The organism is Streptomyces sp. NPDC045678 (assembly GCF_056432085.1).
The window spans coordinates 282,815-308,837 of record NZ_JBWKJS010000010.1 but is presented as its reverse complement, the minus strand read 5'-3'; the positions used below and the strand labels follow the sequence as shown (position 1 = coordinate 308,837).

The following is a 26,023-nucleotide window of genomic DNA, read 5'->3' as shown; positions in this document are numbered from 1 at the left end:
ACCCACCGTTTGGAGTCGTTCAACAGCAGTATGTGGCGATTCCCCGTCCTCGGCGCCTCGAGATGACGAAGGCCGGGCCAGGCGCCGCGCGACAGGGGATGGATACTGGCCGCCATGAACGATGTCGAGGTGGTCGTCGCACATTCCGAGCGCACCACCCTGCGCGTCGGTGACATGTTCCTGAAGGTGGACGCCGATCCGCGGCGCCTCGAAGCCGAGGCCGAGGCGATGTCACTGGTGCCGGTCCCGACCCCCGACATCCTGTGGCGCAAGCCGTCCGTGCTCGCGATCGCCGCGGTTCCCGGGACGGCGCTCGGCCGGCTCGGCGAACCGTCGGCCGCGTCGCCCGCGGCATGGGCCGCGGCGGGCGCCGCCGTCCGCAAGCTGCACGACGCGCCGCTGCCGTCCCGGACCGGCCGTGGCCCGGAGGAGCTGGCCGCGGAGCTGGACGCCGAGTGCGCGTGGCTCATGGCGAACGACGTCCTGCCCGAGGACCTCGTCACCCGCAACCGCGGGATAGCCGAGGCCGCGCTGCGTCCGTGGACGCCGGTCTTCACACACGGCGACCTGCAGATCGCCCACGTCTTCGTCGACGGGGACCGGGTCACGGGCATCATCGACTGGTCCGAGGCCGCCCGCGGCGACGCCCACTTCGACCTCGCCACGCTGACGCTCGGACACGAGGACCGTCTCACCGACGTGCTCGCCGGCTACGGCACGGACGTCGACCTCGACGTGATCCGCGCATGGTGGTCCCTGCGGAGCCTGCTGGCCATTCGCTGGCTGGTGGAACACGGCTTCGACCCGACCGCGCCGGGGTGTGAGATCGACGTGCTGAGGGCCCGGATGTGAGGGGGCGCGGTCGCGCCCCCTCACATCCGGGCCCCTTGAGTCTCAGCGGCCGACCCGCCACGTGAGCGAGTCCGTCAGCAGGGACCGCAGGTCCGGGGCGCGGACCGCGTCCGTCGGGTCCGTGGCGCAGACCGTCAGTTCGTGGGTGCGGCCGTCGGCCGGGACTCCGAGGGAGCGGGGCGTGACCGTCAGGTCGTCCCGGGCGCGGCGGACCTCGCGGCCGTCGACGCTCCAGCGCAGCCGAATGCCGTCCGCGACGCGCACGCGGACCTTGTCGTCACGGCGTACCGCGCGGTCCGTCGGCGTTGCCGCGGTGACGACCGACGCGTGCCGGTGGAAGCCCGCGATCATGGCCTCGCGGCCCGGGAGGTTGAACTCGCGGCCGAGCGTGCGCATGATCGAGTCCGCGGTGGGGCGGTAGAGACCGCGCGGGTAGTAGCCGCCGCCCTCGTACGCGCCCACCTTGCCGCCGTCCGGTGAGGTCCGGCCGATCCACCGGTACCACTTCTTCTTCTGGGCGGTGAGCTGCGCGGCCGTCAGCTTGCTGATGTTGCTCTCCCAGGGCTCGGCACCGGTGTACGTGCCGTACTCCTCGTACCAGTACTCGTCCGCCAGCTTGCCCAGCGAGTGCCCGGTCTCGTGGACGACGACCTGGTCGGACTGGGCGTTGTCCGACGAGGCGGTGGCGATGCCGTCGTAGCCGGACGGCGAGGTGATGTCGTTGTAGCCCGCGCCGCCGTACTTCGTGGAGTTGGCGAGGACGATGACGAGGTCGGGGTCGGCGGCCTTCTTCGCGTACGTCTCGACCTTGTTCGTGTCCACGCACAGCAGCCGCTCGATGCCGTCGCAGAAGAAGGCGGAACCGAGCGCGGTGTCCTTCACGGTGCCGTTCGTCGGGTCGTTGGAGACGCCGGACTGGCGGGAGACCGCGTCGACCGCCCAGACGTTGAACAGGCTCTTGTACGACGCGTAGGGCTCGACGGCCGAGACCTTCGCCCACTTGGCGCGCACGTCGGCGTGGAAGTCCTCCTGCTGGGAGGCGGTGTAGCCGTCGCCGATGAAGACGACGTCGAGCTTGGAGTCGGTCGGTCCCGCCGACACGATCGGGACGACGTCGCCGTCCCCCTTGATCTTCTTGCGTTCGCTCGGCGAGAGCGTCGGGGAGGCGGGGACGTCGGTGTGGCGCGGGTGGGCGTCGGGGCCGGTGAAGTACTCGACGCGCTGGGACTGGGCGGCGGCCGGCTCCGGCGCGGGGTCCGCCGCGGCGGCCGTGCCCGCGGGTCCCGCGGCGGTGGCCGCCGCGGCGAGGGCGATGCCCGTGGCGAGCGCCACCCGTAGGGGCGTGCGTCTGGGACGGATGGATATTCGATGCGTGGGGGGCATGGGCGTCCTTCCGAAGTCCGCGATATAAATGGCGGGTTAAGCAGAGTTAAGGCGCGGCTCAACGTAGAGGTTCCCGGGAGTCGAGGCAATGGGTGCGCTTCAATTTGCTGATGGGGCGGGTGAGTTCACGCGGTCGGACTGAGCGGATCCGCTCGGCGGCGCGTACGAAAAGTGAGGCCTCCGGAGCACGACGGGCTCCGGAGCGATGGTGGAGAGGGAGCAGTGACGCACAACAGTTCCGGCGGTGTGCCACCCGACGACCCGGCCGAGATCGGGCGGCGCGTCCTGCGCCTGCGCGGCGAACGCGGCCTCACCCAGCGACAGTTGGCCGAACCCGCCTACACCGCCGCGTACGTCTCCACACTGGAGTCCGGCCGCGTGCGCCCCTCCGAAGCCGCGCTGCGCCACCTCGCCGAACGCCTCGGCGTCAGCTACGAAGAGCTCGCCACCGGCCGCCCCGCCCACCTCGCCGCCGAGCTGCGCCTGCGCCTCACCGACGCCCGCCGCGCGCTGGCCACCGGCGCGCCCGAGGACGCGGCCGAACTCTTCCGCACCGTCCACGAAGAGGCCGTCACGCACAACCTCGCCGAGGAGCAGGCCGACGCGCTCCTCGGCCTCGGCGACTGCCTCCTGGAGTCCGGCGAACTCACCGGCGCCCGCGACCGGTTCGCCGCCGCCGAACGGCTGCTCGCCGACGAACCGCTGCCGCGCCGCGTCCCTGCCGTACGGGGACGCGCCACCGCGCATCTGCTCAGCGGTGAACTGCGGTACGCCTGCTACCTCCTGGAGAGCGCCCTCGACGAGCTCGACGCAGCCGGGCTGCACGACCCCGAGGCCCTGCTGCTCCTCTACACGGCGTCCATCGCGCCCTACATGGACATGGGCGCGCACGCGCGTGCCGCACACGCCGCCGAGCTGGCACTGGCGCTCGCCCCGCGCGTGGACGATCCCGCACTCGTGGCGGGGATGCACCGCGGGGTGGCCCGCACCCTCATCGCGGAGGGGCGCATCGCGGAGGCCGACGCGTCGCTCGCCAAGGCCCAGGAGCTCTACCGCCAGCTGCACATCCGTACCGAACTCGCCCACTGCCACTGGATGCGCGGCTACGTACACGCCCAGGACGGCGACCTGGAACACGCCGAGAGCGAGCTGCGCACCGCCCGCGACATCCTCGCCTCCAAGCGCGCCGCGCTCTTCACCGAGCAGGTCGAGGTCGAACTCGCGGACGTGCTGCGGCGGCGCGGCAAGACCGACGAAGCCGAGGCACTGCTGCGTCCGCTGCTCACCGCGGGTGACGAGGAGGAAGGGGGCGCCGGGCCGCTCGGCGCCGGACGCGGCGCGGTGCACGCGGGCGGCGCGCACCGGCTGCTCGGTCTCATCGCCGAGGAGCGGGGCGACACGGAGCGGGCCGAGGAGCACTACCGCGCCGCGCTCTCGCTGCTGGAACGCTCCAGCGCGGTGGGCGATCTGGCCGACCTCTGCCGCCTCCTCGGAGATCTGCTGCGCCGCGCGGGGCGTGTGGAGGCCGCGATGGACGCGTACCGCACGGGCCTCGGCCACCGGGCCGCGCCCGGCACCACCACGCTGGGCCCCGCGCCCGCCACTCCCCCGATGTGACCTGCCCTTCGTCCGGTGCGACCCGCCGGTGCATCGAAAGATGTACGGCGATCTCATCCGCCGTCACGACTCTCATGATCGCGGGGGCGCCCAGGATGGTGAGTACCCCTTGCCGCGGCGGTGTCGAGCGGCGGCGACCGGCATCGAGGAGAGACTGTGGTTCTGGGAAGGGCACTTGGTGGTGGCCTCGTCATGGGCGTGGCGCTCGGTGCGGGCACGGCGGTGGGGCCCGTGCTCGCCGACGGCCTCGGCCTCACCGGCTTCGCGGCGCGGCTCGTTCCGGCCGTGCTGGTCAGCGCGGTGGCGGTGCCGCTCGTCGTGATCGCGCTGCGCCGGCGCGGCGCATCCCTGCGGGACATCGGCTTCGGTGGCCCGGGCGGGAATCTGCGGGCCCTGTGCGTCGGCGCGGGGGTCACCTCCGGCGCCGCGGCACTCGTGCTGGGTGCGGCGACAGCCGCCGGGCTGCTGAGCTGGTCACGCCCGGACGTGCCCGAGCTGGCCGGGTTCCTGGTGACGAACGGCGTGGTCGCCCTGCTCCTGGAGGCGCTGCCCGAGGAGACGACGCTGCGCGGACAGACGTGGACCGCGCTGCGCGGCCGGTTCGGCGGTGTCGTCTCCGCGCTCGGCACGACGGCCGTGTTCCTGGTGGTGCCCGGCCTGTCGACCGTGGTGGAGGCCGGGGTCGCGCCCCTGGTCGGAGGCGACGCCGGGCCCGTCGGACTCGCGCCGGGCGGACAGAACCCGGTCGACTACCTGATCCTGCTGACCTTCTTCGGCCTGATGCTCGTCACGGCCCGCACCGCCGTGCGGCGCGCCCCGCTGTGCGCCGCCATCGGGGCGCATCTGGCCTTTCTGTCCGTCAACCGGATCGTGTTCGAGGGGGACGAGCGCGATGCGGGGTGGTCCGTGCGGCTGTCGTCCCCGGATGTGGAACTCCTCGTGCCGGTGTATCTGCTGGTCGCCATGGCCGGGTTCGCGGTGTGGCGGCGGGTGGAGAGGCGGCGCGGGGGCACGCCGTCCACGGCGGCCGCCGATTCGCTCAGTCGTCGAGCAGCCGCCACGCGGTGAGCGCGAGCCTCGCCCGGATCAGCCCGGTGGGCTCGGTCAGGTCGATGTCCAGGCTCTTCCCCAGGTGCTCCAGACGCCGGGCGACGCTGCTGTGATGCAGGTGGAGGAGGTCCGCGGCCCGTCGCAGGGAGCCGGTGGAGCAGTAGGCGTCCAGCGTCTCCAGGTCTTCCGTGCCTTCGGCGAGGGCCGCGACGGCGGCGACGTCGGGGTTGTCCCGTACGACCTCCTGGGGAACCTCCGCGAGCAGGGCCAGCGCCCCCAGTTCGTCGTGGGGCACGACCGGCCGGCCGGAGGTGGCGAAGCGGAGAGCGGTGCGCGCCTCACGCCACGAACGGTCCGGGCTTCCCGCGGCCCCGATGCCCGCGCGTACGCCCGCCGGGAACGCCGCCCGGTCGACGGTGGTGGCCAGGATGACTCCTACGCCGGAGAGCGGCGCCGCCTTCACCGGGCGGGCCGGGCAGATCAGGCCGCCGATCCGGTCGAGCGGCAGCCGCGAGCGTACGGCGACGACACGGACCGGCACATCGGCGGCGAAGCCGAGCAGCCGCAGGGCACGGGCTCGGGCGGCCTCCTCGCTGTCGGCGCTGATGGCGAGTTCGACCAGGGCGGGGTCGGCCATGGTGGTGCGGGCCGGGCCGTACCGCTCGACGGCCGCCGCCGCGGCGATGGCCAGCCGGTCCAGGAGCACCTCGTCGAGCGGGTTCGGCGGTCCGGGGCGTTCCAGCCACACGGTGCCGATCTCCTCGTCGTCGAGGGTGATGGGCGCCGTGCTGGAGGCGGGGGCCTGCGGGGCGGACGCGTCGGTTCCCTCGGGTGAGAGGCGGACGGCCCGTCCGGTGCCGCCCATCCGTACTCCGACCACGCACTCGGCCAGGCCCGCCGAGGCCCTGGCGAGCGCCGCGAGGTCGACGCGGCGGCGCATCAGCGTGTCGTAGAACGTGACGACGCGGATCGCGCCCTCGACGTGCGGATCGAGTCCCGACAGCCGTACGGCCAGTGCTTCCATGACAGAGGACAATAGGGCCGACGGCCGGACGCGGGGAGCGCCGATCGGTGCGCGATGGGGCACAGGTGCCCGACAGTCGGCGGACGACAGTGCGGGTCGCTGCTGTGAGGATGACCGGCATGGATCCCGAACTCGAAGCGTTCATCCCGTTGCTTCCCCGCCAGGACCTCAGCGATCCGGCCGCCGCACGCGAGAGGTACCGCGCGTACGCCGCGTCGAAACCGGCGCCGGACACGACGGGCATGGAGATCGAGAACCGTACGGTGTCCGCCGATCCGGAGGTGCCGGTGCGGATCTACCGGCCGCAGGGGGCGCGGGGCGCCGTCGTGTGGATGCACGGGGGCGCACGGATCATGGGCGACCTGGACACGGAACATCCGTGGGCCGGGCGCATCGCCGCCGCGTCGGGGGCCGTGGTGGTCTCGGTGGGGTACCGGCTGGCCCCCGAACACCCGTTTCCGGCCGCGTTGGAGGACGCGTACGCCGCCCTCGAGTGGACGGTGGAGCACGCCGCCGAGCTCGGTGTCGACCCGGCACGGATCGCTGTGGGCGGGCACAGCTCAGGCGGGAACCTCGCCGCGGCGGTGGCGTTGTGGGCCCGCGACCACGAAGGGCCGCCGATCTGCTTCCAGTTGCTCAACGAGGCGTCCCTCGACGACCGTCTGGAGACGTGGTCCGCTCGGAACTTCACCGATACGCCGTGGGCCACGCGCGCCAACGTGGCCGCTTCGTGGCGGCACTACCTCGGGTCCGAGCCCGCCACGCAGTACGCGGCCCCGTCCCGGGCCACCGACCTGTCGGGCCTGCCGCCCGCGTACGTCGCCACGGCGGAGTTCGACCCGAACCGCGACGAGGACATCGCCTACGCGGTGAGCCTGCTGCAGGCGGGTGTGTCGGTCGAGTTGCACCAGTGGCCCGGCACGTTCCACGGCTCGCAGGCCATCCTGTCCGCCGACGTCTCCCAGCGGCAGATCGCCCGGCTCGGGGAGGTGCTGCGGCGCGCGCTTGCGGGCTGAAACAGGCGTCGCGATCAAAGGGTTGGCGCGGATACGCCTCATGGACGCCGTCGGGCGGCGTGCTGCACCATGGGCGGGCAGACCGCTGTCCAGGTGCTGTTCAGCCGTTGCCTGCCGCGCCACGCCGTGCGGTACCGCGCCATGCCATGCCACGACAGTCCGGGCCGATGCCCGGAAGGGAGCGGCCTCTTGGCCTCCTCACCGTCCGCGTCCGCCCGCCGTGCGGTCCCGTCCACCGCCGATGTCGTGATCATCGGGGGCGGGGTGATGGGTACGAGCATCGCGTTCCATCTCGCCGAGGCGGGCGTACGCGACATCCTCGTCGTCGAGCGCGGCGCACTGGGCGGCGGAAGCTCCGGGAAGCCGATCGGCGGGGTGCGGGCGCAGTTCTCCGATCCGCTCAACATCGAGCTCGGCCTGCGCGGTCTGCGCGCCTTCCGGGGCTTTCCGCGCCGGCCCGGCGCCGACATCGGCCTCGACACCGTCGGCTATCTCTTCCTGCTCACCGACCCGGCCCAGGTGGCCGACTTCGAGGCCGGGGTGCGGACCCAGAACGCCCTCGGCGTGCCCAGCCGCATGATCGGGCCGTCGGAGGCGCGGGCGCTCTGCCCCTATCTGACCACCGACGGCCTGGTGGCGGCCGCCCACTCCCCCGACGACGGCCACGCGCGCCCCGCGCTCGTCGTGCGCGGCTACGCGCGTGCCGCGGCGCGGGCCGGCACCGTGTTCGCCACCGGTACCGCGGTCACCGGCATGGACGTGGCCGGTGACCGCGTGACGGCCGTCCGCACCGACCGCGGGCCGGTCTCCTGCTCGACGGTCGTCTGCGCCGCGGGGGCGTGGTCGGCGCGGATCGGTGCCATGGCGGGCGTCGAGCTGCCGGTCCGGCCGCTCCGCCGCCAACTCGCCCTCACCGTGCCGCTGGTGCCCGCCGCGCCGCGCATCCCGTTCACGATCGACTTCGCGTCGTCGGCGTACTTCCACAACAGCGACGACGGCCTGCTCCTCGGCCTCGCCGACCCCCGCCAGGCCGAGGGCTTCGACACCACGTGGACGCCGGGCTGGCTGGAACTGTTCCGTGACGTGGCGCGGCAACGGGCGCCCGCGCTCGCGGAGATGGAGACGTCCGGCGGCTGGGCGGGCCTGTACGAGGTCACGCCCGACCACAACGCGCTGATCGGCCGCTCCGACGCACCGGTCAACTTCCTCTACGCCACCGGCTTCTCCGGCCACGGCTTCCTCCAGGCCCCCGCGGTGGGCGAGATCGTCCGCGACCTGTACCTGGGGCGGCGGCCGTGCGTCGACGTCGAGCCACTCGGCGCGCACCGTTTCCGCACGGGGTCCGAGAGCCGCCCGGAAGCCCACGTGGTGTGAACCCGAAAGGACGACATGTCGATGATCGAGCAGTGGCGGCTGCGCGCCGGGTTCGCCGAGCGGCTCTCGCGGATGTACGGGCGCGAGGTCCCCGCGTACACGACGCTGGTGGACGTCTCCCGTGAGGTCAACGAGGACGTGCTGCGCGAGCGCGGCACCGGCGCCGAGCGCCTCGGGTCCATCGGCCGCGTCACCGCCGAACGGCACGGCGCGATCCGGGTCGGCACTCCGCGGGAACTGCGGCAGGTCGCCCGCGTGTTCGGCGCCCTCGGCATGCACCCGGTCGGCTTCTACGACCTGCGCGACACCCCGGCCGGTGCCCTCCCCATCGTGTCGACGGCGTTCCGGCCGGTCGACGAGGACGAGCTGGCCCGCAACCCCTTCCGGGTCTTCACGTCCCTGCTCACCGTGGACGACGCCCGCTTCTTCGACGACGGCCTGCGCTCCCGTCTCGACACGTTCCTCGCGGGCCGCGAGCTGTTCCCGCCGGAGCTGCTCGCGCTGGCCGACCGGGCGGAGGCGGAGCGTGCACTGTCCGACGCGGACGCCGAGCGGTTCCTCGGACTCGCCGTGCACGCCTTCGAGCTGTCGGCCGAACCCGTCGACGAGGACTGGTACGCGTCTCTGGAGCGCGTCTCCGCCGTCGCCGCGGACATCGGCGGTGTCCGCAGCACCCACATCAACCACCTCACCCCGCGCGTCCTGGACATCGACGAGCTCTACCGGCGCATGACCGAACGCGGCATCGAGATGATCGACACCATTCAGGGGCCGCCGCGCTGGGCAGGGCCGGACGTGCTCCTGCGCCAGACCTCGTTCCGCGCACTGGCCGAGCCGCGCTCCCTGCGGGCGGCGGACGGCAGCGTGCGGCGCGGCGCGCTGCGGGTGCGGTTCGGCGAGGTCGAGGCGCGGGGCATCGCCCTCACCCGCGAGGGCCGCGTCCTCTACGACCGGCTGCTCGCCCTCGTCGACGAGCGGGCCGCGTCCCGGCCGGCCACCGAGCGGGACGCGGCGGCCCGCGCCGTGTGGGCGGAGCACCTGCCCGCGACCGAACACGGCCTGGCCGCGCGGGGCCTCGGGTTCTTCACGTACCACGCCGTCCCCGACCGGCCCGCGGACGGCCGCCGCCCGCCCTCCGACCTCGGCGGGCTCCTGGACGGAGGCTGGCTGCGGGCCGAGCCGATCGTGTACGAGGACTTCCTGCCCCGGTCGGCCGCCGGCATCTTCCGGTCCAACCTCGAGGGCACCCGGTCCGGAGACGGTGCCCGGGAGCGTGACCGGGAAGGCGGTGCGTACGGCTCCGAACGGCTCTCCGAGGCCATGGGCCGCGATGTCCTCGACCCCTTCGCGCTGTACGAGCGGCAGCGGGACCGCTCCCTCGCCCTCCTCCCCCGCGCACTGCGTCCCATCCGCGCACCACGTCCCCAGGGAGCGTCATGACCGGCATCGCCCTGCCCGCCACCGACGAGCTGCGCGCCCGTGCCCGCTCCGCGCTCGGCCGCGTCGGCGTCACCGTCCCCGAAGGCAACGGTCTGCGGGCCCGTACCCCCATCACCGGCGAGGACCTCTTCGGTCTGGCCGCGACCGGTCCCGCCGGGACCGAGGAAGCGCTCGCGGCGGCCCGTGCCGCCTTCCTCGACTGGCGCACCACCCCCGCACCGCGCCGGGGCGAACTCGTCCGGCGCCTCGGTGACCTGCTGCGCGACCACGCGGACGACCTGGCGGACCTGATCACCATCGAGGCGGGCAAGATCCGCTCGGAGGCGCTCGGGGAGGTGCGGGAGATGATCGACGTCTGCGACTTCGCGGTCGGCCTGTCCCGGCAGCTCTACGGACGCACCATCGCCTCCGAGCGTCCGGGGCACCGCCTCGCGGAGAGCTGGCATCCGCTCGGTGTCGTCGGCGTCATCTCCGCGTTCAACTTCCCGGCGGCGGTGTGGTCGTGGAACACCGCCGTCGCCCTGGCCTGCGGTGACACCGTGGTGTGGAAGCCCTCCGAACTGGCCCCGCTGATCTCCCTGGCCTGCGACAGGCTCTTGGCCCGGGCCGCCGATGACGTAGGCGCGCCCCGCGACGTGCACCGGCTCCTGCTCGGCGGCCGAGCCGTGGGCGAGCAGCTCGTGGACGATCCACGGGTCGCGCTGGTCAGCGCCACCGGATCGACCCGCATGGGCCGCGAGATCGGCCCGCGCGTCGCCGCCCGCTTCGGCCGCTCCCTGCTCGAACTCGGCGGCAACAACGCGGCGGTCGTCGCCCCTTCGGCCGACCTGGACCTCGCCGTGCAGGGCATCGTGTTCGCGGCGGTCGGCACCGCCGGACAGCGCTGCACGACGCTGCGGCGCCTCATCGTGCACCACGATGTCGCGGAGACGCTCGTGGGGCGCCTCACCGCCGCGTACCGGAAGCTGCCCATCGGTGACCCCTTCGACCGGGCGACGCTGGTCGGCCCGCTGATCTCCGCACGGGCGCTCGCGCAGATGCGGGGCGCGCTGGACCGGGTGCGCGGTGAGGGCGGCGAGGTGCTGGCGGGCGGTGCCCGTCGCCCGGCACCGTCCGCGCCGGACGCCGCGTACGTGGAGCCGGCGGTGGTCCGTGTCGGGCGGCAGACCGACGTGGTGCGCGAGGAGACGTTCGCACCGCTCCTGTACGTCATGACGTACGACACCTTCGACGAGGCGATCGCCCTCCACAACGACGTGCCCCAGGGGCTCTCGTCGAGCATCTTCACCCGCGACCAGCAGGAGGCGGAGCGTTTCGTGTCCGCGGAGGGCTCCGACTGCGGCATCGCCAACGTGAACATCGGGACGTCCGGTGCGGAGATCGGCGGCGCGTTCGGGGGCGAGAAGGAGACGGGCGGCGGCCGTGAGTCGGGTTCCGACGCGTGGCGCGCCTACATGCGGTCGGCCACGAACACGATCAACTACTCGAGCCGGCTCTCCCTCGCCCAGAACGTCAGCTTTCTCTGACCTGTTTCTGCACTCTCACCTCAGGCATTCCCAGGAGGCGCCGGTCAGTTCACAGCTCGCGTCCCACAGCCGCGCCGCCACGGAGGGGTCCGCGAGGTGCTCCCACACCGGCTCGCGTCGCGGCTCCCCGCGCAGACCGAAGACGCGCGGGCCCCACAACTCGCCGCCCCGCACGGCCGGGTCGAGCACCGCGCGGACCGCGGGCCACGCTCCGGCGTCCTTGCCCTGGACGAGGAGGGCCGCGGGCGCCGCGCCGAGCCGCGCGCCGGTCGTCCGGACGTGGACCGGCGGCCGTGAGGGGGTGAGGGAGTCGAGGGCGCCGCCGGGGTGGGCGACCACGCTCGCGACGGGGCTGCCGGTGGCGCGCAGACGGCGGTCGAGTTCCACGCCGAAGTACATCTGGGCCAGCTTGGAGCGGCCGTACGTGCGCTTGGCTCGGTAGTCCTTCCGGGACTGGAGGTCGTCGAGGTCGAGCCGCTCGGACTTCGCCGCGAAGCTGCCCATGGTCACGACGCGGGCCGCGGGCGCCGCCGACAGCAGCGGCATCAGCCGGCGGGTCAGCGCGAAGTGCCCGAGGTGGTTCGTGCCGAACATGAGCTCGTGTCCGTCGCCGGTCTCCTGGCGCGGCGGATCGTCGAGCGCGACGCCAGCGTTGTGCACCACCGCGTCGAGCCGGTCCACCGCCAGGGACTCCACGGCCGACGGCAGCGACGCGAGGTCGGCGAGGTCGAGGCGTACGGCCCGGACCCGCGCGCCGGGGACACGTGCGCGGATCGAGTCCATGGCGGCCTCGGCCTTCGCCGGGCTGCGGCTGCCCAGCACGACGGTCGCGCCGGTCGCCGACAGCTGCTCCGCGACGAAGTAGCCGATGCCGGCGTTGCCGCCGGTGACCAGGAAGACGCTGGCGTCGGCGCGCGGCAGGCGCTGGACGTTCCAGGGCGGGGTGGAGGATGTGGGCGACATGTCGGCGGGGCTCCCTCGGTGGCGCGGAACTGTGGTGCCCACCGTGCCAGTGGTCACCGACATGTCTCCGACAGTTCGTCGGCCGGCACATCGGGCCACCGACATCCCTCCGACACGGTGAACGTTTCCGGTGTCCGCCGCGTCACAGGAGCAGCCGCGTCAGGGCTTCACCGAGGGGGTCACATGCTCACCCGTCCATTCCGCGCGCTCGCCGCGGTCGCCGTGTCCGGCGCGGTCCTGGTGGCGGCGTCCGGATGCGGCGGTGAGGAGGCTCCCGCCGGGACCGGGGGCGCCTCCCTCGCGGACCGTGCCCGGCAGGTCGCCGAGGCCTGGGACGGTTCCGCCGCGGCCGTCGCGTGGCGTACCGGGTTCCACCCGGCCGGGGAGACGGTCCAGCCGCCGCGGGGCGGGCTGCGCGGCCGGGCCGACGAGCGGGCCTTCGAGGACGGGCGCTTCGTCCTGCGCGGCGAGTTGCCCGGTCCCGGGCGCGCGGACGGCAACGTGACGTGGCCCGACGGCGCCTCGCTCGCGCGACCCCTCGTGGGGGCGGACGAGTCGTACAAGGCACTCGCCCACTCCCGGGCCGCGGTCACTGGAGAGCCGCACCTCACGGTGACCGGGGTGGAGCCGGGTGAGATGCGCGTGGCCACCAGCCGCGGTCCGGCGACGGTCCCGGCCTGGCTCTACACCCTGGACGGCTACGCCTCGCCCCTGAAACAGGCCGCGGTCCTCCCGTCGAAGCCTCCCCGGCCACCGATCGGCCGGGCCCTCCACCTCCCCGGTCTCCCGCTCGACCGGCTCGTCGGGACAGCCGCGGACGGACGAGCGGTGACCGTGACAGCCCTCCACGGCGCCTGCGACGACGGAGCGGCGGTGAAGGCACTCGAGACCGAAGGGAGTGTCGTGCTGACGCCCTCCGTCAAGAAGCGGAAGCGGGACGACGGCGGTGTCTGCACCAGTCAGGCGGAGATGCAGCAGGTGACGGTGGAACTGGCACGGCCGGTCGGCGATCGCGTCCTGCTCGACGCGCTCACCGGCCGGCCGGTCCCCTACAAGGGCATGCGCGGCAGCACGCCATGACCTTCGCCCGTCACGGCGCCATCTCGTACGTCCCGGCCAGCGCCTCGACGCGCTCCCAGACACGCGCCGAACGGGCGTCGTCGACGACCGGACGCCGGACCGCGCCGAGCGCCCACGTCTGCTGGTCCGCGGTGGCGGAGTCCTTGCCGTGCAGTTCGACGGCGTGCGCGGAGAAGTCGCGTACGAGGACGGCGAAGAGCTCGTCGAGCACGTCCTCGTCCAGGCCGGTCAGGCGCGCCTGCTCCAGGATCAGCTGGCCGTGCACGACCAGCGCGAAGAGCTGGCCGACGGCGAGGAGCAGGTCGAGGTCGAGGCTCTGCCGCTCGTCGGGGGCCGCCGTGGTGACGAACGTGCAGAGGGCGTCGGCCTGCTCGCGGAAGCGGGCGACGTTGGGCACCTCGGCGTACGCGTCGAAGGCGGCGCGCCAGTCGTGGAAGCGGATGGCGCCGAGGCCGCGGGCCGGGCCCTGCCGGAAGAGGAAGGCGTCGTCGGCCGCGTCGAGGCGGGTCGGCACGGGCGCGTACTCGGCCGGGTTCAGGAGGTGGTTGCCCATGAACTTGAGGATCAGCGCGAGGTTGACGTGGACCGTGCCCTCCAGCTTGGGCAGGCCACGGACCTCGACGGCCGCCTGCGCGAAGTAGTTGTCCTTCTCGAAGCCCTTGGCCGCGATGACGTCCCACATGAGGTCGATGACCTTCTCGCCCTCCGTGGTCACCTTCATCTTCGTCATGGGATTGAAGAGGAGGTAGCGGCGGTCGTCGGGGCCCGCCGAGCGGAAGTAGTCGACGGCGCGGTCGCTGAAGAGCTTCATCCCGACGAGGCGGACGTAGGCGTCGGTCAGTTCGCGGCGCACGTGCGGGAAGGCGGTGACGGGGCGCCCGTAGAGGATGCGGCCCGTGGCGTGGGTGACCGCCTCGTACATCGCGTGCTCGCAGATGCCGATCGAGGCGGTGCAGAGGTTGAACTTGCCGACGTTGACGGTGTTGAGAGCGGCGTCGAAGGCGGCGCGGCCGGTGTGGAGCACGTCGTCGGGGCCGACCGGGTAGTTCTCCAGACGGAACTCGCTCACGTACTTCGACGAGTCGACGACGTTCTTGACCAGGTGGTACGCGTCGTGGCGGCTGTCGGCGGCGAAGAAGACGTAGCCGTCGGGGCCCTCGATGTCGGTGCGGCGGCCGAAGACGGAGACGAGCCCGGCGGCGTTGCCGTTGCCGATGTAGTACTTGGAGCCGGTGGCCCGGAAGCCGCCGTCACCGTCCGGCTCCAGGAGCATGTCGGTGGAGTAGATGTCGGCGCCGTGCGACTTCTCGGACAGGCCGAAGGCGAACACCTCGCCTTGGTCGAGGAGTTCGGCGGCGCGCGTGCGGGCGGCGGCGTTGTCGCTCTGCCAGACCGGGCCGAGGCCGAGGATGGTGACCTGCCACGCGTACCAGTAGTCGAGGCCGTAGAAGCCGAAGATCTCGTTGAGGGCGGCGATGCGGGCGGTGTCCCAGCGCTTGTCGCCCTGCCCCTCCCTGGCGGCGGACGCCGGGGTGAGGAAGGTCGCGAACAGCCCTTCCTTGGCGGAGAACTCCAGGAAGTCGGCGAGCCAGGCGCGGGTGCGGTAGTCCTCGATCAGCTTGCGCTTGCCGCGCGCCTCGAACCAGTCGACGGTCGCGCGCAGCAGCCTGCGGGTCTCGGGATCGAAGTGGGTCGGGTCGTAGGTGTTCGGGTTGAACAGCAGCGGGTCGGCCATGGCGGTTCGCCTTTCCAAGAGGTGCGTGGAGCGCGCTCAGCGCTCGGAGTTGAGTCGGTGGAGCGTGGCGAGCACGTCGTCGAGCCAGGCGAGCGTCATCCGCTCGTACGCGATGCCGCCGCGCAGCACGACGTGCTGGAGCTCTCGTCCGGCGTCGAGTTCCGCGCGACCGGAGGCCTCGGGCGCCTCGCGGGCCGGGGCGTCGGGCCCCGTGAAGTCGCGCCGCTCCCCCGCGAGGTAGTGGGCGAGGCGGTCGGCGTGCGCCTGACGGTGCCGCTCCACCTCGTGGATCAGCGCGACCGGGTCGTCGAAGGCCGCGCCGCGGATCTTCACGGCGAGCTCGTGCCGGACGCTCTCGGGTTCGATCGGCTCGTGCAGCCACTGGGAGAGCGCGGCCCGGCCCGGGGAGGCGACGGAGTACTCCTTCTTGTCCGGCCGGTCCTGCTGGACCACCTCGCGGACGTCGATCCAGCCGTCGCCCTCCATGCGTTTGAGGACGCGGTAGATCTGCTGGTGGGTGGCTGCCCAGAAGTAGCCGATGGACCGGTCGAACCGCCGGGCGAGTTCATATCCGGAGCCCGGTTTCTCCAGCAGGGAGACGAGGATCGCGTGCTCGAGCGCCATGCCCGAATCCTTCTATGCAACTCGTTGCATAGACAAGCGGCACCGGCCAGGTGAGACGCGGCTCACCCGCGCGATCGGTGGTCCGTCGCGGCCGACGAGTCGAGCCAGGCGCCGATGCGCGGCAGCGCCTCGGGGCCGCTTGTCCCGGTGCACCGACCCGACGAGGTCGGCGATGGCGACGTCCCGCGGACACCCGCCACGCGGCGTCGGCGGCCGCCGTCGCGCGGGAGACGGGGCACGGCTTCGTGCACTCCTCGGGAGGGGTGCCGAACGGTCCGGTCCGGCAGGATCCACGGACCGTCGTCACGGGCGAGAAGGCGGGCATGTTCGCCGCGGTCGAGGGTGCCGTTCTGATCGGCGGCCCGAACGCCCGCCTCGCCCCCACGCACTACAAGGACTGGCTCGACGCCGCGCGGTGGGAGCGGTCGGCTCAGCCGGTCGCCAGGCGCCGTACCGCCGCCAGCGCGCGGTCCGCGTGTGCGCTCATGCGGAACTCACTGCGGACCACCTCGGCGACGGTGCGGTCCTTGCCGATGACGAACGTGACCCGCTTGGTGGGTGCCAGTGAGAAGCCGCGGGTCACGCCGAACCGGCCGCGCACCACGCCCTCGGGGTCCGCGAGCAGGGGAAAGCCCAGAGTGTGACGCTCCGTGAACTCACGCTGCCGGTCGACCTCGTCGCCGCTGATGCCCACGGGCCGCGCTCCCGCGGCGTCGAACTCGTCGGCGAGGTCACGGAAGTGGCAGGCCTCGGCCGTGCAGACGGGGGTGAGGGCCGCCGGATAGAAGAAGAGCACCACCGGGCCGTCCTGGAGGAGTTCGGAGAGTCGGCGCGCGGTGCCGGTCTCGTCCGGCAGCGTGAAGTCCTCGACGGTGTCGCCCACCGCCACGCGCGCCGTCATGCCCGGGTCCTGTGCGACGTGCGGTCCATCGGGGCCACGCTGCCTCCTCGAGTGCGGGAGCGAAACCCTACTCGACCGGCGGCAACGGGCCGTCGCCAGCCCTTCCCACCGCCCTTGACCTCGCGAAACGACGTCGTGCGATGCTGGGGATCGCCGGGAGGCACCGAGCGAACGACGGGGAGTACGGTCAGAACGATGGCACTGGTACGACGGACAGCGAAGGGCATCTGGGACCGCTACTCGGCATCCGACCCCGGGCTCCTGCGGCTCATGGCGGGACTGCGCACGGTCGGGGCGATCCTCCTCGCGCTCGCCGTGCTCGCGCCGCTCGGCACGTCGGTGACGCACCTCGTCGCGGGCGCGATGACGGCGATGGTCGCCACGTTCGCGATCCAGGAGAAGGAGGTGCGGGGCCAGGCGATCACCCTGGCGCTCGGCCTGCCGGTCGCGCTCGCGGCCATCTCTCTCGGGGCGCTGCTCAACTCCCGCGTGGTGGCCGGGGACGTGTTCTTCATCGTCCTGATCTTCGGGGCCGTCTACTGCCGCCGGTTCGGCGACCGTGGCACCGCGCTCGGGCTCATCGGCTTCCAGGTCTACTTCGTCTCGCTCTTCGTCAGCGCGTCCACGTCGGCGCTGCCCACGCTCTACCTGACCCTGACCATCGCCTTCGCGTGCAGCGCGGTCGTACGGTTCGCCGTGGTGCCGGAGACGCCCGAGCGCACCCTGGCGCGGCTGCGCGAGGCGTTCAGGGCGCGGCTCGCCCAGCTGATCGCCCACCAGATCGAACTCCTCGACGCGGACGCGGACTCCGGCGAGGGCCCGGAGAAGGTCCTGGACGACCTGCGGCGCAGCACCGCACGGCTGCACGAGGCCGCGCTGATGATCCAGGGCCGGCTGGAGGAGGGCTCGCGCGACGCGGCAGCGGCGGCGCTGCTGCAGCGCAGGGTGGCCGACGCGGAGATCGCCGCGGAACGCCTCGGCGTCCTGCTCCTCAACGCCCGCAGCGCGGAGCGCGTGGAGACACTCACCCTGCACCTGCCGAGCGCCCCCGTCCCCCTCACGCGGCGCGGCCGCATCGGGCCCGACGCGGGCACCGCCCTGCGCAGGGACCTGCGCGCCCTGCACCTGCTCGTGGTGCGCCTGGTGCCCGACGACCGCGGCACGGCACTCCCGTACGTACGCAACCGGCTGCTCGGCTACCGCGAGGAGCAGGGCCTGCCGCAGGGTTCCCCGGCGATCCAGGACTGCTTCCGCGCGATCGGTGAGGCGGCGCGCGCCATTCTGGGCCTGCGGCTCGCGACCGACGGGGCGCCGGACGACGAGTACGACAGTCCGGAAGTGATGCGGTCCCGTGAGGAATTCGAGGCCGAGGAGATCTCGATATCCGGTGAGGCCGCGGAGGCGGAGGAGGAGCAGCAGACGGGGCTGCGGCGGCCCACCACCCGGGCGGCCGTGCAGGTCTCGGTCGGGTCCGCGCTCGCCATCGTCGGCGGCGAGTTCCTGTCCACACAGCGGTGGTACTGGGCCGTGCTGACCTGCTGGGTGGTCTTCCTCAACACCGCGTCCACGGGCGAGATCATGGTCAAGGGCTACCGCCGCCTCCTCGGCACGGTGCTCGGCGTCGTGGCCGGGGTGGCGCTGGCCGGCGCCGTCGGCAACCACACGTGGGCGGCGTTCGCCCTCGTCGTGCTCTGCGTCTTCGGCATGTTCTTCACCGCGCCGCTCTCCTACGCGATGATGTCGTTCTTCGTCACGGCGATGCTGGGCCTGCTCTACACCCTGCTCAACACCTACAGCCTCGACGTCCTGGTGCTGCGGATCGAGGAGACGGCGCTCGGCGCGGCCTGCGGGATCATCGCGGCGGTCCTGGTGCTTCCGGTGCGGACCTCGCACCGGACCGACGAGGAGCTCGGCACGGTCCTCGCGCGGCTGCGGGACGTCGTGTCGGCCGCCGTGTCGCAGCTCAGCGGCGGACCCGCGGTCGACCTCGTGGACCTGGCGCGCGATCTGGACACCGCGCTGGACGACCTGCGCAGCTCCACGAAGCCGCTGACGCATCCGATCGCCCCGCTGCGGGCCCGTCGGCAGACGGCCCGCTACATCGTCGCGCTCCTGGAGACCTGCGCCTATCACGCCCGTTCGCTGGCGGCGACGGCCGAGTTGGTGCCCTCCAGCAAGAGCGTCGCGGCCGACGCGCGCCTCGCGCTCGCCGGGCGGCGCATCACGCACAACATCGACCTGATCGCCGCTCAGGTGCGCGACGAGGAGCCCGACGGCGTCATCGAGTCCGGGTCGAGCATCGCCTCGATGCTCGACAGCGGCCGCCACGAGGTGCTGCGGACCGGTTCGGTGGCGTTCCGCGTGCTGCGGCACCTGCAGCGGCTCGACGAGGGGATCGTGGGCCTGGCCCGGCCGCTCGGGGTTCCGCTGGAGGCGCCCGAAGAGGGGGCCACCGCGTCAGCCCCGGCTCGCTGAACGGGGCAAACGTGGACGTCGTCCCGCTGGTCAGCCCCTGAACCCGAGCGTCGTCTGTGACGACGCGTTGCCGTGCGCGTCCACCGCCCGCACCCTCGCCACGTAGCGTGCGCCCCTCTCCGTGGCGGGCAGGGGGATGTCCAGGGAGTTGGGGCGGGGCATGAAGTAGTACTCGGACAGGACCTTCGACGAGAGCAGCTTCGTACCGGTCGCCGTGTTCTCGACGTCGACGCGGTAGTGGTGCACCATCTGGTCGTCCCGCGCCTGGCGGACGCGCAGGGCCCGGCCGCCGTCGACGAGAGCGAGCGGGCGGCGTTCCGTGAACCTCGGTGCGGTCGTGTTGCGTCGGGCGTCGGTGTAGGTGAAGGCGTCCTTGATCTGCTGCGGGCTGTTTCCCTTGAGGCGTACGGTCCAGGTCGGCCCGCTGAGAGTACCGGCGCTGGCGTACGGGGGCTGCCAGTCGGCCGACCACTGGCCGCCGGTGTAGATGTCGTGCTTGTCGGCGGCCATGTTGACGCGCGCGATCTCCGTGCGGTCGCGGTACACCTCGACGAACAGGGCCTGCGCGGTCGGCGCCTCGAAGCGGTCCGCGAGGCCCGTCTCCGTGACGGCCTGGTAGCCGTGGTCCATTTCGACGTACGACATCGAGCCGTCGTTGACGGCGGTGAAGTCGCGCTGGTGGACGGAGCGTTCGTCGTTGATGTTCAGGTGTGAGTGGCCGGAGAAGTAGACGACCTGCGGGTGGGCGGCGAGATCCTCGGTGAGCCGGGGGTTCGAGGCCTGCTGGCCGTCCATCGCGGTGCCGGGGGCGGGCCGGTGGCCCTGCACGAGGACGGGGGTGTGGGCGTTCGCCGGGTCCGCGGCGATCTCGGCGAGCCGCTTCTTGAGCCAGGCGCGCTGTACGCGGTCCGCGTCGTACGTCTCCGTGTTCACGGTGAACAGGTGCAGGCCCCGCACGGTCGACTCGTAGTAGCCGCCGCCCGAGTCGGGGAACCAGGCGCGCGGGTAGTGGGCACGCATGTCGGCGAGGCGCGCGTCGTGGTTGCCGTGGGAGAGCAGGACCTGCGTGTCGTCCATGCCCTTGCGCTTCAGGTTGGCGCGGAAGATCTCGGAGACGACGCGGTGGTCGCCGCCGCGGCCGTCGCCGTTGTCGTTGATCATGTCGCCGTTGGAGAGGATCGCGTCCGGTGCGGGGAACACCGACCCGATGGTGTCGAAGAAGCTCTCGTACTTCTTGTCGTTCTTCTCGTGGTTCCCGATGTGCACGTCGGACATGACGACCAGACGTGCGACGGGCTTCTCCTTGCTCCGGACCAGATAACCGGCGGACACCGGGACGCTCGACCGGCCACCGCGGAACGCGACGGCGGTGACGTTGGTGTCCTTCGTGAGACGCAGCGGCCTGCCCGGCACGAAGGCGCGGTCCGCGCGGGTGGGTGTCGTGCCGTCCAGGGTGTAGCGGACCGTGGTGCCGCGCTCGGCCCGCAGCGTCAGCGGGACGGTGCGTTCGTAGCGGCCGCCGGCCGTGCCGAACGTCGGGGGCGCGGGGGCGGTGCGCGCGGCGGTGGCGCGGGGTCCGGCCCCGGCCGGCGAGGCGGCCGGGACGATCGCGTGGGCGGCGGCCGGGAGCAGCAGCGCCAGGGACGCAGCGGTGATCACGAAGGGGGTACGTCTCACGGGGATCCGGATCCTTGCCTCTGGCCGGGCCTACGGTGCGTGCCGCCCGGCGTGAACTCCCGTGACGCTAGAACGGGTTGATGAGGTAACGAGGCCAGACCAGTTACCTTCTGGTGACTCGTCCGTGAACCGCCGCCGTCGGCGGGCGACAAGCCGGGCGCGCCTGCGGGACCGGCGCACCCGGCACACGACGTCCGCGCTATTCGTGCGCGAGCATCCCTGTACGCAGTCGGGTCAGCGTCTTGGACAGCAGCCGTGACACGTGCATCTGCGAGATGCCCATGATTCTGCCGATCTCGGCCTGCGTCATCTCCTGGCCGAAGCGCATCTCGATGATGCGGCGCTCCCGTTCGTCGAGCTCCGCGAGGAGCGGGGCCAGGGCGTGGATGTTCTCGATGACCTCGATGGCCGGGTCCGGCTCCCCCATGACGTCGGCGAGCGAGCGGTTGTTCTTGTGCGTGGTGCCGTCCTCGCTCCCTCCGTGCTGGGAGTCCAGGGAGCCGGCCGCGTAACCGTTGGCGGCCACGATCACCTCGAGGACCTGCTCCTCGCTCACCGACAGGTCCTCCGCGAGTTCACGGACGGTCGGCTCACGGCCCAGCACGGCGAACAGCCGCTCCCGGGACTTGACCAGTTCGGTGCGGAGCTCCTTGAGTCTTCGCGGCACGTGGACGGCCCAGCTGGTGTCACGGAAGTGGCGTTTGATCTCCCCGAGGATGCAGGGGACGGCGAACGACACGAACTCGAAGCCGCGGCTGGTGTCGAACCGGTCGATGGCCTTGATCAGCCCGACCGTCCCGACCTGGACGATGTCCTCCAGCTGCCCGTTGCCGCGGTTGCGGAACCGGCCGGCCACATAGTGCACCAGGGAGAGGTTCATCTCGATCAGGGTGTTGCGCGCGTACAGGTGGTCGGGCGATCCCTCCTCGAGGGTCCGGAGCCGATCGAAGAAGAGCTTCGACAGCTCGCGGGCGTCCTTCGGTGCGACCTGGTCGGCTGCCGCGACGCGGGGCAGTCCCACGATCTCGTCCCGCGTCCGCCGTATCGGCTCCACGGCATCGTCGACGGCGTCGGCGACACCCTTCTGCCGAAGAAACATCGTCTGGTTCTCCACGTTCTCGACTTCCATGGCTCGGCTGCCCGGCGTCCCGGCCCGCGGACTCAGTTCGCCACCACCGTGAACGGGATGCCTTCGCGGTCCGCGAGGACGGCCTCGCGCCGGCGCTCGGGCCCCTGCGGCGGGGTGATCACCCGGCCGCCCCAGCGCACGGCGGCAGCCGCGGCGGAGTCGACGTCGGCCACGCGGAAGCAGGCGTGCCAGCGGTGGCGGCCCTCGAAGCCCGGCGGTGTGCCGTCCCGCAGCCGCGCGACGGTGCGCGGTCCGTCGCGGACCAGGATCTGTCCGTCGACGTACTCCACCTCGCAGCAGTCGCAGGAGGAGTCCGCCCAGCCGAGCGCGCCCCCGTAGAAGAGAGCCGCGGCGAAGATGTCCCGCGTGAGGAGTTCGAGCCGGACGACCGGCCCCTCGCCCACCGTCCAGCGCTCGTCGGGAGCCTGCTCGCGCAGCCCGAACACGGCGTCGTCGGGGCCCGCCGCCACCACGACGCGCCCGGCACCGGTCGTCAGCGGGCCGACCGCCACGGTGGCGCCGCGCTCATGGAGCCTGGCCACCGTGACGTCCACGTCGTCGACGGCGAAGTACGGCATCCAGCCCGCGTAGATGCCCAGGTCGGACGCGGTCTCGCTGAGGGTGCCGACCGGCCTGCCGTTCTGCAGGGCCAGGGACCGCGGCCGACGCGGCGAGCCGAGCAGCGGCACGTGACACCAGCCGAGCACCCTACTGTAGAACTCCTCGGCGGCCCGGATGTCCCGCGAGGCCAGGCTCAGCCAACAGGGTGCGCCGCGGGCCTTTCCGAGGTTCGGCGGCAGGCTTCCGCCGGACAGGGCCGGTTTGCGGGCGCCGGTCGGGATCAGGCGTGTACCTCCGGCCCTGCGCGCCGAACCGTCGCCGGTCCACACGCGTCGAGCCGCCCCATCCCGGCCGTTCGCATCCGGAGTCGATGCCTCGCCCCGGGCCCGCCGCTCCCGGTCTCTGTCTATGTCGATGTCCCTGTGCACAGCGCTCTCTTTCCACCCGGTATGTGCGGTCCCGCGAGTGGTTCCGCAAACGGAAGCTCGCGTACCGGGACCTTCCGCATGGACTTCGGGGACTTAGGCCCTGCCTCTGGTGGCGCGAAAGGCCCGGTAATTCGTTTGCTCCGGACCTGCGCTGCTGACATGGTCACGGCCATGCCTACCTTCGCCGCGCCCGACGGAACCGAACTCGCCCATCACGTCGTCGGGGACGGAGGGGGCGCTCCCGTGATCTGTCTGCCGGGCGGGCCGATGCAGGATTCCGCGTACCTCGGGGACCTCGGCGGCCTTGCCGCGCGGCGGCCGCTGCTCATGCTGGATCTGCGCGGCACCGGCCGCTCCGCCGTTCCGGAGGACCGCTCCTCGTACCGCTGCGACCGTCTCGTGGACGACGTGGAGGCGCTGCGCGTGCACCTCGGTCTGGAGACGCTGGATCTCCTCGCGCACTCGGGAGGCACGAATCTCGCGGTCCTCTACGCGGCCCGGTACCCGCAGCGCGTCGGCAGGCTGGCGCTGATCACGCCGAGTGTGATGGCCGTCGGCATCGCGGTCGACGGCTCCGTCCGGCGCGAGACGGCACTGCTGCGGCAGGACGAGCCGTGGTTCCCGGTGGCCTTCGCGGCCCTGGAGGAGATCGTGGGCGGCCGGGCGACGGCCGAGGCCTTCGAGGCGATCGCGCCGTTCGCCTACGGCCGCTGGGACGAGGCGGCACAGGCCCATCGGGCCGCCGAGGACGGGCAGCGCAACGACGAGGCGGCCGCGGCGTTCGGCGCCGAGGGTGTCTACGACCCGGAGGGCACGCGGGCCGCGCTCACCCGGCTGGAGTGCCCGGTGCTCGTGCTCGCCGGGGAGGCCGACCTGAACTCACCGCCGCCCGCGATGGCCGAGCTCGCGAAGCTGTTCCCGGGCGCCGAGCTGGTGGTGCAGCCCGGCGCCGCGCACTTCCCCTGGCTTGACGACCCGGCCGCGTTCGTGGCGGCGACCGGGTCGTTCCTCAGCTGAGGGACCTGGGTCCCTGTCTCACCAGATCCGTACGCGCTCCGACGGGTCGAGCCACAGTCCGTCGCCCTCGGCCGTGCCGAAGGCCTCGTGGAACTCGTCGAGGTTGCGGACGATGTTGGCGCGGAACTCCGGCGGCGAGTGCGGGTCGATCGTGAGGTACTGCTGCTCCTGCTCCTTGCGGCGCTTGGTCCGCCAGCAGTACGCCCAGTTCTTGAAGAGCCGCTGCGAGCCGGTCATGCCGTCGCTCTCGGGCATCGGCGCCCCGTCGAGGGAGATCAGGTACGCGGTGTGCCCGATGGTCAGGCCGCCCAGGTCACCGATGTTCTCGCCGACGGTGAGCGAGCCGTTGACGAACTCGCCGGGGAGGTTGCGGGGCGAGAAGCCGTCGTACTGCTTGACGAGCGCCTTCGACTTCGCCTCGAACGCGGTCTTGTCGTCGGCGGTCCACCAGTCGTTGAGGTTGCCCGCGCCGTCGTACTGGGCGCCCTGGTCGTCGAAGCCGTGGCCGATCTCGTGGCCGATGACCGCGCCGATACCGCCGTAGTTCTCCGCCGGGTCGGCGTCGGGCGAGAAGAACGGCTTCTGCAGGATGCCCGCGGGGAAGCAGATCTCGTTGGTGCCCGGGTTGTAGTACGCGTTGACCGTCTGCGGCAGCATGAACCACTCGTCGCGGTCGACCGGCGAACCGATCTTGGCGAGCTCCCGGTCGGACTCGAAGGCGGCGGCCGCCTGCGCGTTGCCGAGGAGGTCGTCGGGCGACACCTGGAGCGCGGAGTAGTCGCGGAAGGTGTCGGGGTAGCCGATCTTGGGGCGGAAGGTGGCGAGCTTCTCGTACGCGCGCTCCTTCGTGTCGTCGGTCATCCAGTCGAGGCGGGCGATCGACTGCCGGTAGGCCTCGAGGAGGTTGGCGACGAGGTCGTCCATCTTGGCCTTGGAGGCCGGCGGGAAGTGCCGCGCGACGTACTGCTTGCCGACGGCCTCGCCGATGGCTCCCTCCACGAACGCGACGGCTCGCTTCCAGCGGGCCCGCATCTCCGGGGTGCCGTTGAGGGTGCGGCCGTAGAACTCGAAGTTGTTCCGCACGAACTCGTCCGTGAGGTAGGGCGAGCAGGCGCGCAGCACGCGCGTAAGGAGCCAGTCCCGCCACTGCTCGATCGGCACCTCGGCGAGGAGCGCGGAGAGGTGGGTGAGGTAGGACGGCTGGCGGACGCAGGTCTCCGCGATGGTGGCGTCCGAACCGCCGAGCGCGGTGGCGTAGCCGCGCCAGTCGAACTCCGGCGCCAGTGCGGTGAGCTCGTCGACGGTGGTGAGGTTGTAGGTCTTGAGGACGTCCCGGGTCTCGGCGCGCTCCCAGTGGCCCGCGGCGAGCTTCGTCTCCAGGGCGAGGACGGTCCTCGCGGCGTCCGCCGGGTCGGCGTGCTTGCCGAGGGTGAGGAGCTCGGTGAGGTACGCGACGTACTTCTCGCGGATCTCGGCGAACTTGTCCTCGCGGTAGTACGACTCGTCGGGGAGGCCGAGTCCGCCCTGGAGGATGTTGAAGAGATAGCGGTCGGAGTCGCGGTCGTCCGTGTCCACGTAGGCACCGAAGAGGCCGGAGCCGCCGATCCGCTCGAAGCGGCCGATGAACGCCGCGAGCTCCCGGGTGTCCCGCACGGCCAGGGCCTCGTCGATCAGGGGCTGGGCCGGGGCGAGGCCACGCGCGGCGATGGTCTCCTCGTCCATGAAGGAGGCGTACAGCGCGGCGATCTTCCGGGCGTCCTCGGAGACCGCGCCCCCGCCGGACGAGACCTCCTCGGCCAGCTCCTGGATGATCGTCTTGACCTGTTGCTCCGCGGTGTCGGCCAGCTCCACGAAGGGGCCCCAGCTGGAACGGTCGTCGGGAATCTTCTCGGTGTCCAGCCAGACGCCGTTGACGTGGCCGAAGAGATCGTCCTGCGGCCGGATGTCGGGGTTCATGCCCGGGCGGGCGTCATCCAGAATGCTCATCCGGGCAGCCTATGCGAGGGGTCGCCCCGGAACGACGGGCTGCGGGGGTCGTTCGGCGAGGAGCGAACAGCGAGCTGCTGCCGGGCGGTCCGGCGGCGCACCAACTCGCGCGCAAAACATCTCAATAGGAGCGATAAAGTATCGCGTCAACCTTCGTACGCCTGT

20 protein-coding genes are annotated in these 26,023 nt (G+C 72.4%); 10 read left to right on the top strand and 10 right to left on the bottom strand.

From position 1 onward, the window contains the following. Window positions 1-114: 114 nt before the first annotated feature. Window positions 115-852 carry a phosphotransferase family protein gene (locus AC07DO_RS32535; RefSeq protein WP_479064770.1) on the top strand — a complete coding sequence of 246 codons (738 nt, stop codon included), beginning with the start codon at window positions 115-117 and terminating at the stop codon, window positions 850-852. A gap of 42 nt (window positions 853-894) precedes the next feature. On the opposite strand, the gene AC07DO_RS32530 is transcribed toward AC07DO_RS32535, so the two are convergent. Further along, entirely contained in the window at window positions 895-2,235 is a 1,341-nt protein-coding gene (locus AC07DO_RS32530) for a M64 family metallopeptidase (RefSeq protein WP_479064768.1), read from the bottom strand. Between the two features lie 222 nt (window positions 2,236-2,457). On the opposite strand from AC07DO_RS32530, the gene AC07DO_RS32525 reads away from it, so the two are divergent. Together AC07DO_RS32525 and AC07DO_RS32520 are read left to right on the top strand one after the other, a co-directional pair. Further along, window positions 2,458-3,852 carry a helix-turn-helix domain-containing protein gene (locus AC07DO_RS32525; RefSeq protein WP_479064766.1) on the top strand — a complete coding sequence of 465 codons (1,395 nt, stop codon included), beginning with the start codon at window positions 2,458-2,460 and terminating at the stop codon, window positions 3,850-3,852. A 156-nt stretch (window positions 3,853-4,008) separates the two neighbouring features. Next, on the top strand, window positions 4,009-4,920 hold the full coding sequence (locus tag AC07DO_RS32520; RefSeq protein WP_479064764.1) for a type II CAAX prenyl endopeptidase Rce1 family protein: 912 nt from the start codon (window positions 4,009-4,011) through the stop codon (window positions 4,918-4,920). On the opposite strand, the gene AC07DO_RS32515 is transcribed toward AC07DO_RS32520, so the two are convergent. Further along, window positions 4,892-5,926 carry a helix-turn-helix domain-containing protein gene (locus AC07DO_RS32515; protein WP_479064762.1) on the bottom strand — a complete coding sequence of 345 codons (1,035 nt, stop codon included), beginning with the start codon at window positions 5,924-5,926 and terminating at the stop codon, window positions 4,892-4,894. The genes AC07DO_RS32520 and AC07DO_RS32515 overlap by 29 nt on opposite strands. Before the next feature lie 119 nt (window positions 5,927-6,045). Here AC07DO_RS32515 and AC07DO_RS32510 point away from each other — a divergent pair, with 119 nt between their 5' ends. From AC07DO_RS32510 to amaB, 4 genes are all read left to right on the top strand, one after another. Continuing rightward, entirely contained in the window at window positions 6,046-6,942 is an 897-nt protein-coding gene (locus AC07DO_RS32510) for an alpha/beta hydrolase (RefSeq protein ID WP_479064761.1), read from the top strand. Between the two features lie 189 nt (window positions 6,943-7,131). After that, the gene (locus AC07DO_RS32505) at window positions 7,132-8,316 is read left to right on the top strand and encodes an NAD(P)/FAD-dependent oxidoreductase (RefSeq protein ID WP_479064759.1); all 1,185 of its coding nucleotides are present in this window, start codon (window positions 7,132-7,134) and stop codon (window positions 8,314-8,316) included. Between the two features lie 21 nt (window positions 8,317-8,337). Then, on the top strand, window positions 8,338-9,756 hold the full coding sequence (hglS, locus tag AC07DO_RS32500; protein WP_479064910.1) for a 2-oxoadipate dioxygenase/decarboxylase: 1,419 nt from the start codon (window positions 8,338-8,340) through the stop codon (window positions 9,754-9,756). Then, window positions 9,753-11,282 carry an L-piperidine-6-carboxylate dehydrogenase gene (amaB, locus tag AC07DO_RS32495; RefSeq protein WP_479064757.1) on the top strand — a complete coding sequence of 510 codons (1,530 nt, stop codon included), beginning with the start codon at window positions 9,753-9,755 and terminating at the stop codon, window positions 11,280-11,282. Before hglS ends, amaB begins: the two co-directional genes overlap by 4 nt. Before the next feature lie 15 nt (window positions 11,283-11,297). Here amaB and AC07DO_RS32490 read toward each other — a convergent pair whose 3' ends face one another. Further along, the gene (locus AC07DO_RS32490) at window positions 11,298-12,245 is read right to left on the bottom strand and encodes an SDR family NAD(P)-dependent oxidoreductase (RefSeq protein ID WP_479064755.1); all 948 of its coding nucleotides are present in this window, start codon (window positions 12,243-12,245) and stop codon (window positions 11,298-11,300) included. Window positions 12,246-12,428: 183 nt separating this feature from the next. Between AC07DO_RS32490 and AC07DO_RS32485 the strand changes: the two genes are divergently transcribed. Beyond that, window positions 12,429-13,325, top strand: coding sequence for a hypothetical protein (locus AC07DO_RS32485; RefSeq protein ID WP_479064753.1), 897 nt, complete (start codon window positions 12,429-12,431; stop codon window positions 13,323-13,325). A 10-nt stretch (window positions 13,326-13,335) separates the two neighbouring features. Here the strand turns inward: AC07DO_RS32485 and AC07DO_RS32480 are convergent, their stop codons facing one another. The 3 genes from AC07DO_RS32480 to AC07DO_RS32470 form a co-directional block, all read right to left on the bottom strand. Then, window positions 13,336-15,060, bottom strand: coding sequence for an acyl-CoA dehydrogenase family protein (locus AC07DO_RS32480; RefSeq protein ID WP_479064751.1), 1,725 nt, complete (start codon window positions 15,058-15,060; stop codon window positions 13,336-13,338). Between the two features lie 36 nt (window positions 15,061-15,096). Further along, entirely contained in the window at window positions 15,097-15,684 is a 588-nt protein-coding gene (locus AC07DO_RS32475) for a PadR family transcriptional regulator (RefSeq protein ID WP_479064749.1), read from the bottom strand. Window positions 15,685-16,114: 430 nt separating this feature from the next. Then, a complete protein-coding gene (locus tag AC07DO_RS32470) occupies window positions 16,115-16,585 on the bottom strand; it encodes a peroxiredoxin (RefSeq protein ID WP_479064747.1) in 471 nt (156 codons plus the stop codon). Window positions 16,586-16,780: 195 nt separating this feature from the next. Between AC07DO_RS32470 and AC07DO_RS32465 the strand changes: the two genes are divergently transcribed. Further along, on the top strand, window positions 16,781-19,060 hold the full coding sequence (locus AC07DO_RS32465; protein WP_479064745.1) for an FUSC family protein: 2,280 nt from the start codon (window positions 16,781-16,783) through the stop codon (window positions 19,058-19,060). 30 nt (window positions 19,061-19,090) lie between these two features. On the opposite strand, the gene AC07DO_RS32460 is transcribed toward AC07DO_RS32465, so the two are convergent. From AC07DO_RS32460 to AC07DO_RS32450, 3 genes are all read right to left on the bottom strand, one after another. Then, complete coding sequence (locus AC07DO_RS32460) at window positions 19,091-20,737, bottom strand: chitobiase/beta-hexosaminidase C-terminal domain-containing protein (protein ID WP_479064743.1); 1,647 nt, start codon at window positions 20,735-20,737, stop codon at window positions 19,091-19,093. A 199-nt stretch (window positions 20,738-20,936) separates the two neighbouring features. Next, the gene (locus AC07DO_RS32455) at window positions 20,937-21,866 is read right to left on the bottom strand and encodes a SigB/SigF/SigG family RNA polymerase sigma factor (protein WP_479064741.1); all 930 of its coding nucleotides are present in this window, start codon (window positions 21,864-21,866) and stop codon (window positions 20,937-20,939) included. Between the two features lie 32 nt (window positions 21,867-21,898). Next, complete coding sequence (locus AC07DO_RS32450) at window positions 21,899-22,756, bottom strand: VOC family protein (protein WP_479064739.1); 858 nt, start codon at window positions 22,754-22,756, stop codon at window positions 21,899-21,901. 270 nt (window positions 22,757-23,026) lie between these two features. Between AC07DO_RS32450 and AC07DO_RS32445 the strand changes: the two genes are divergently transcribed. Beyond that, entirely contained in the window at window positions 23,027-23,872 is an 846-nt protein-coding gene (locus AC07DO_RS32445; protein WP_479064737.1) for an alpha/beta fold hydrolase, read from the top strand. 18 nt (window positions 23,873-23,890) lie between these two features. Here AC07DO_RS32445 and AC07DO_RS32440 read toward each other — a convergent pair whose 3' ends face one another. Further along, the gene (locus tag AC07DO_RS32440; protein ID WP_479064735.1) at window positions 23,891-25,858 is read right to left on the bottom strand and encodes a M13 family metallopeptidase; all 1,968 of its coding nucleotides are present in this window, start codon (window positions 25,856-25,858) and stop codon (window positions 23,891-23,893) included. Between the last annotated feature and the right edge of the window lie 165 nt (window positions 25,859-26,023).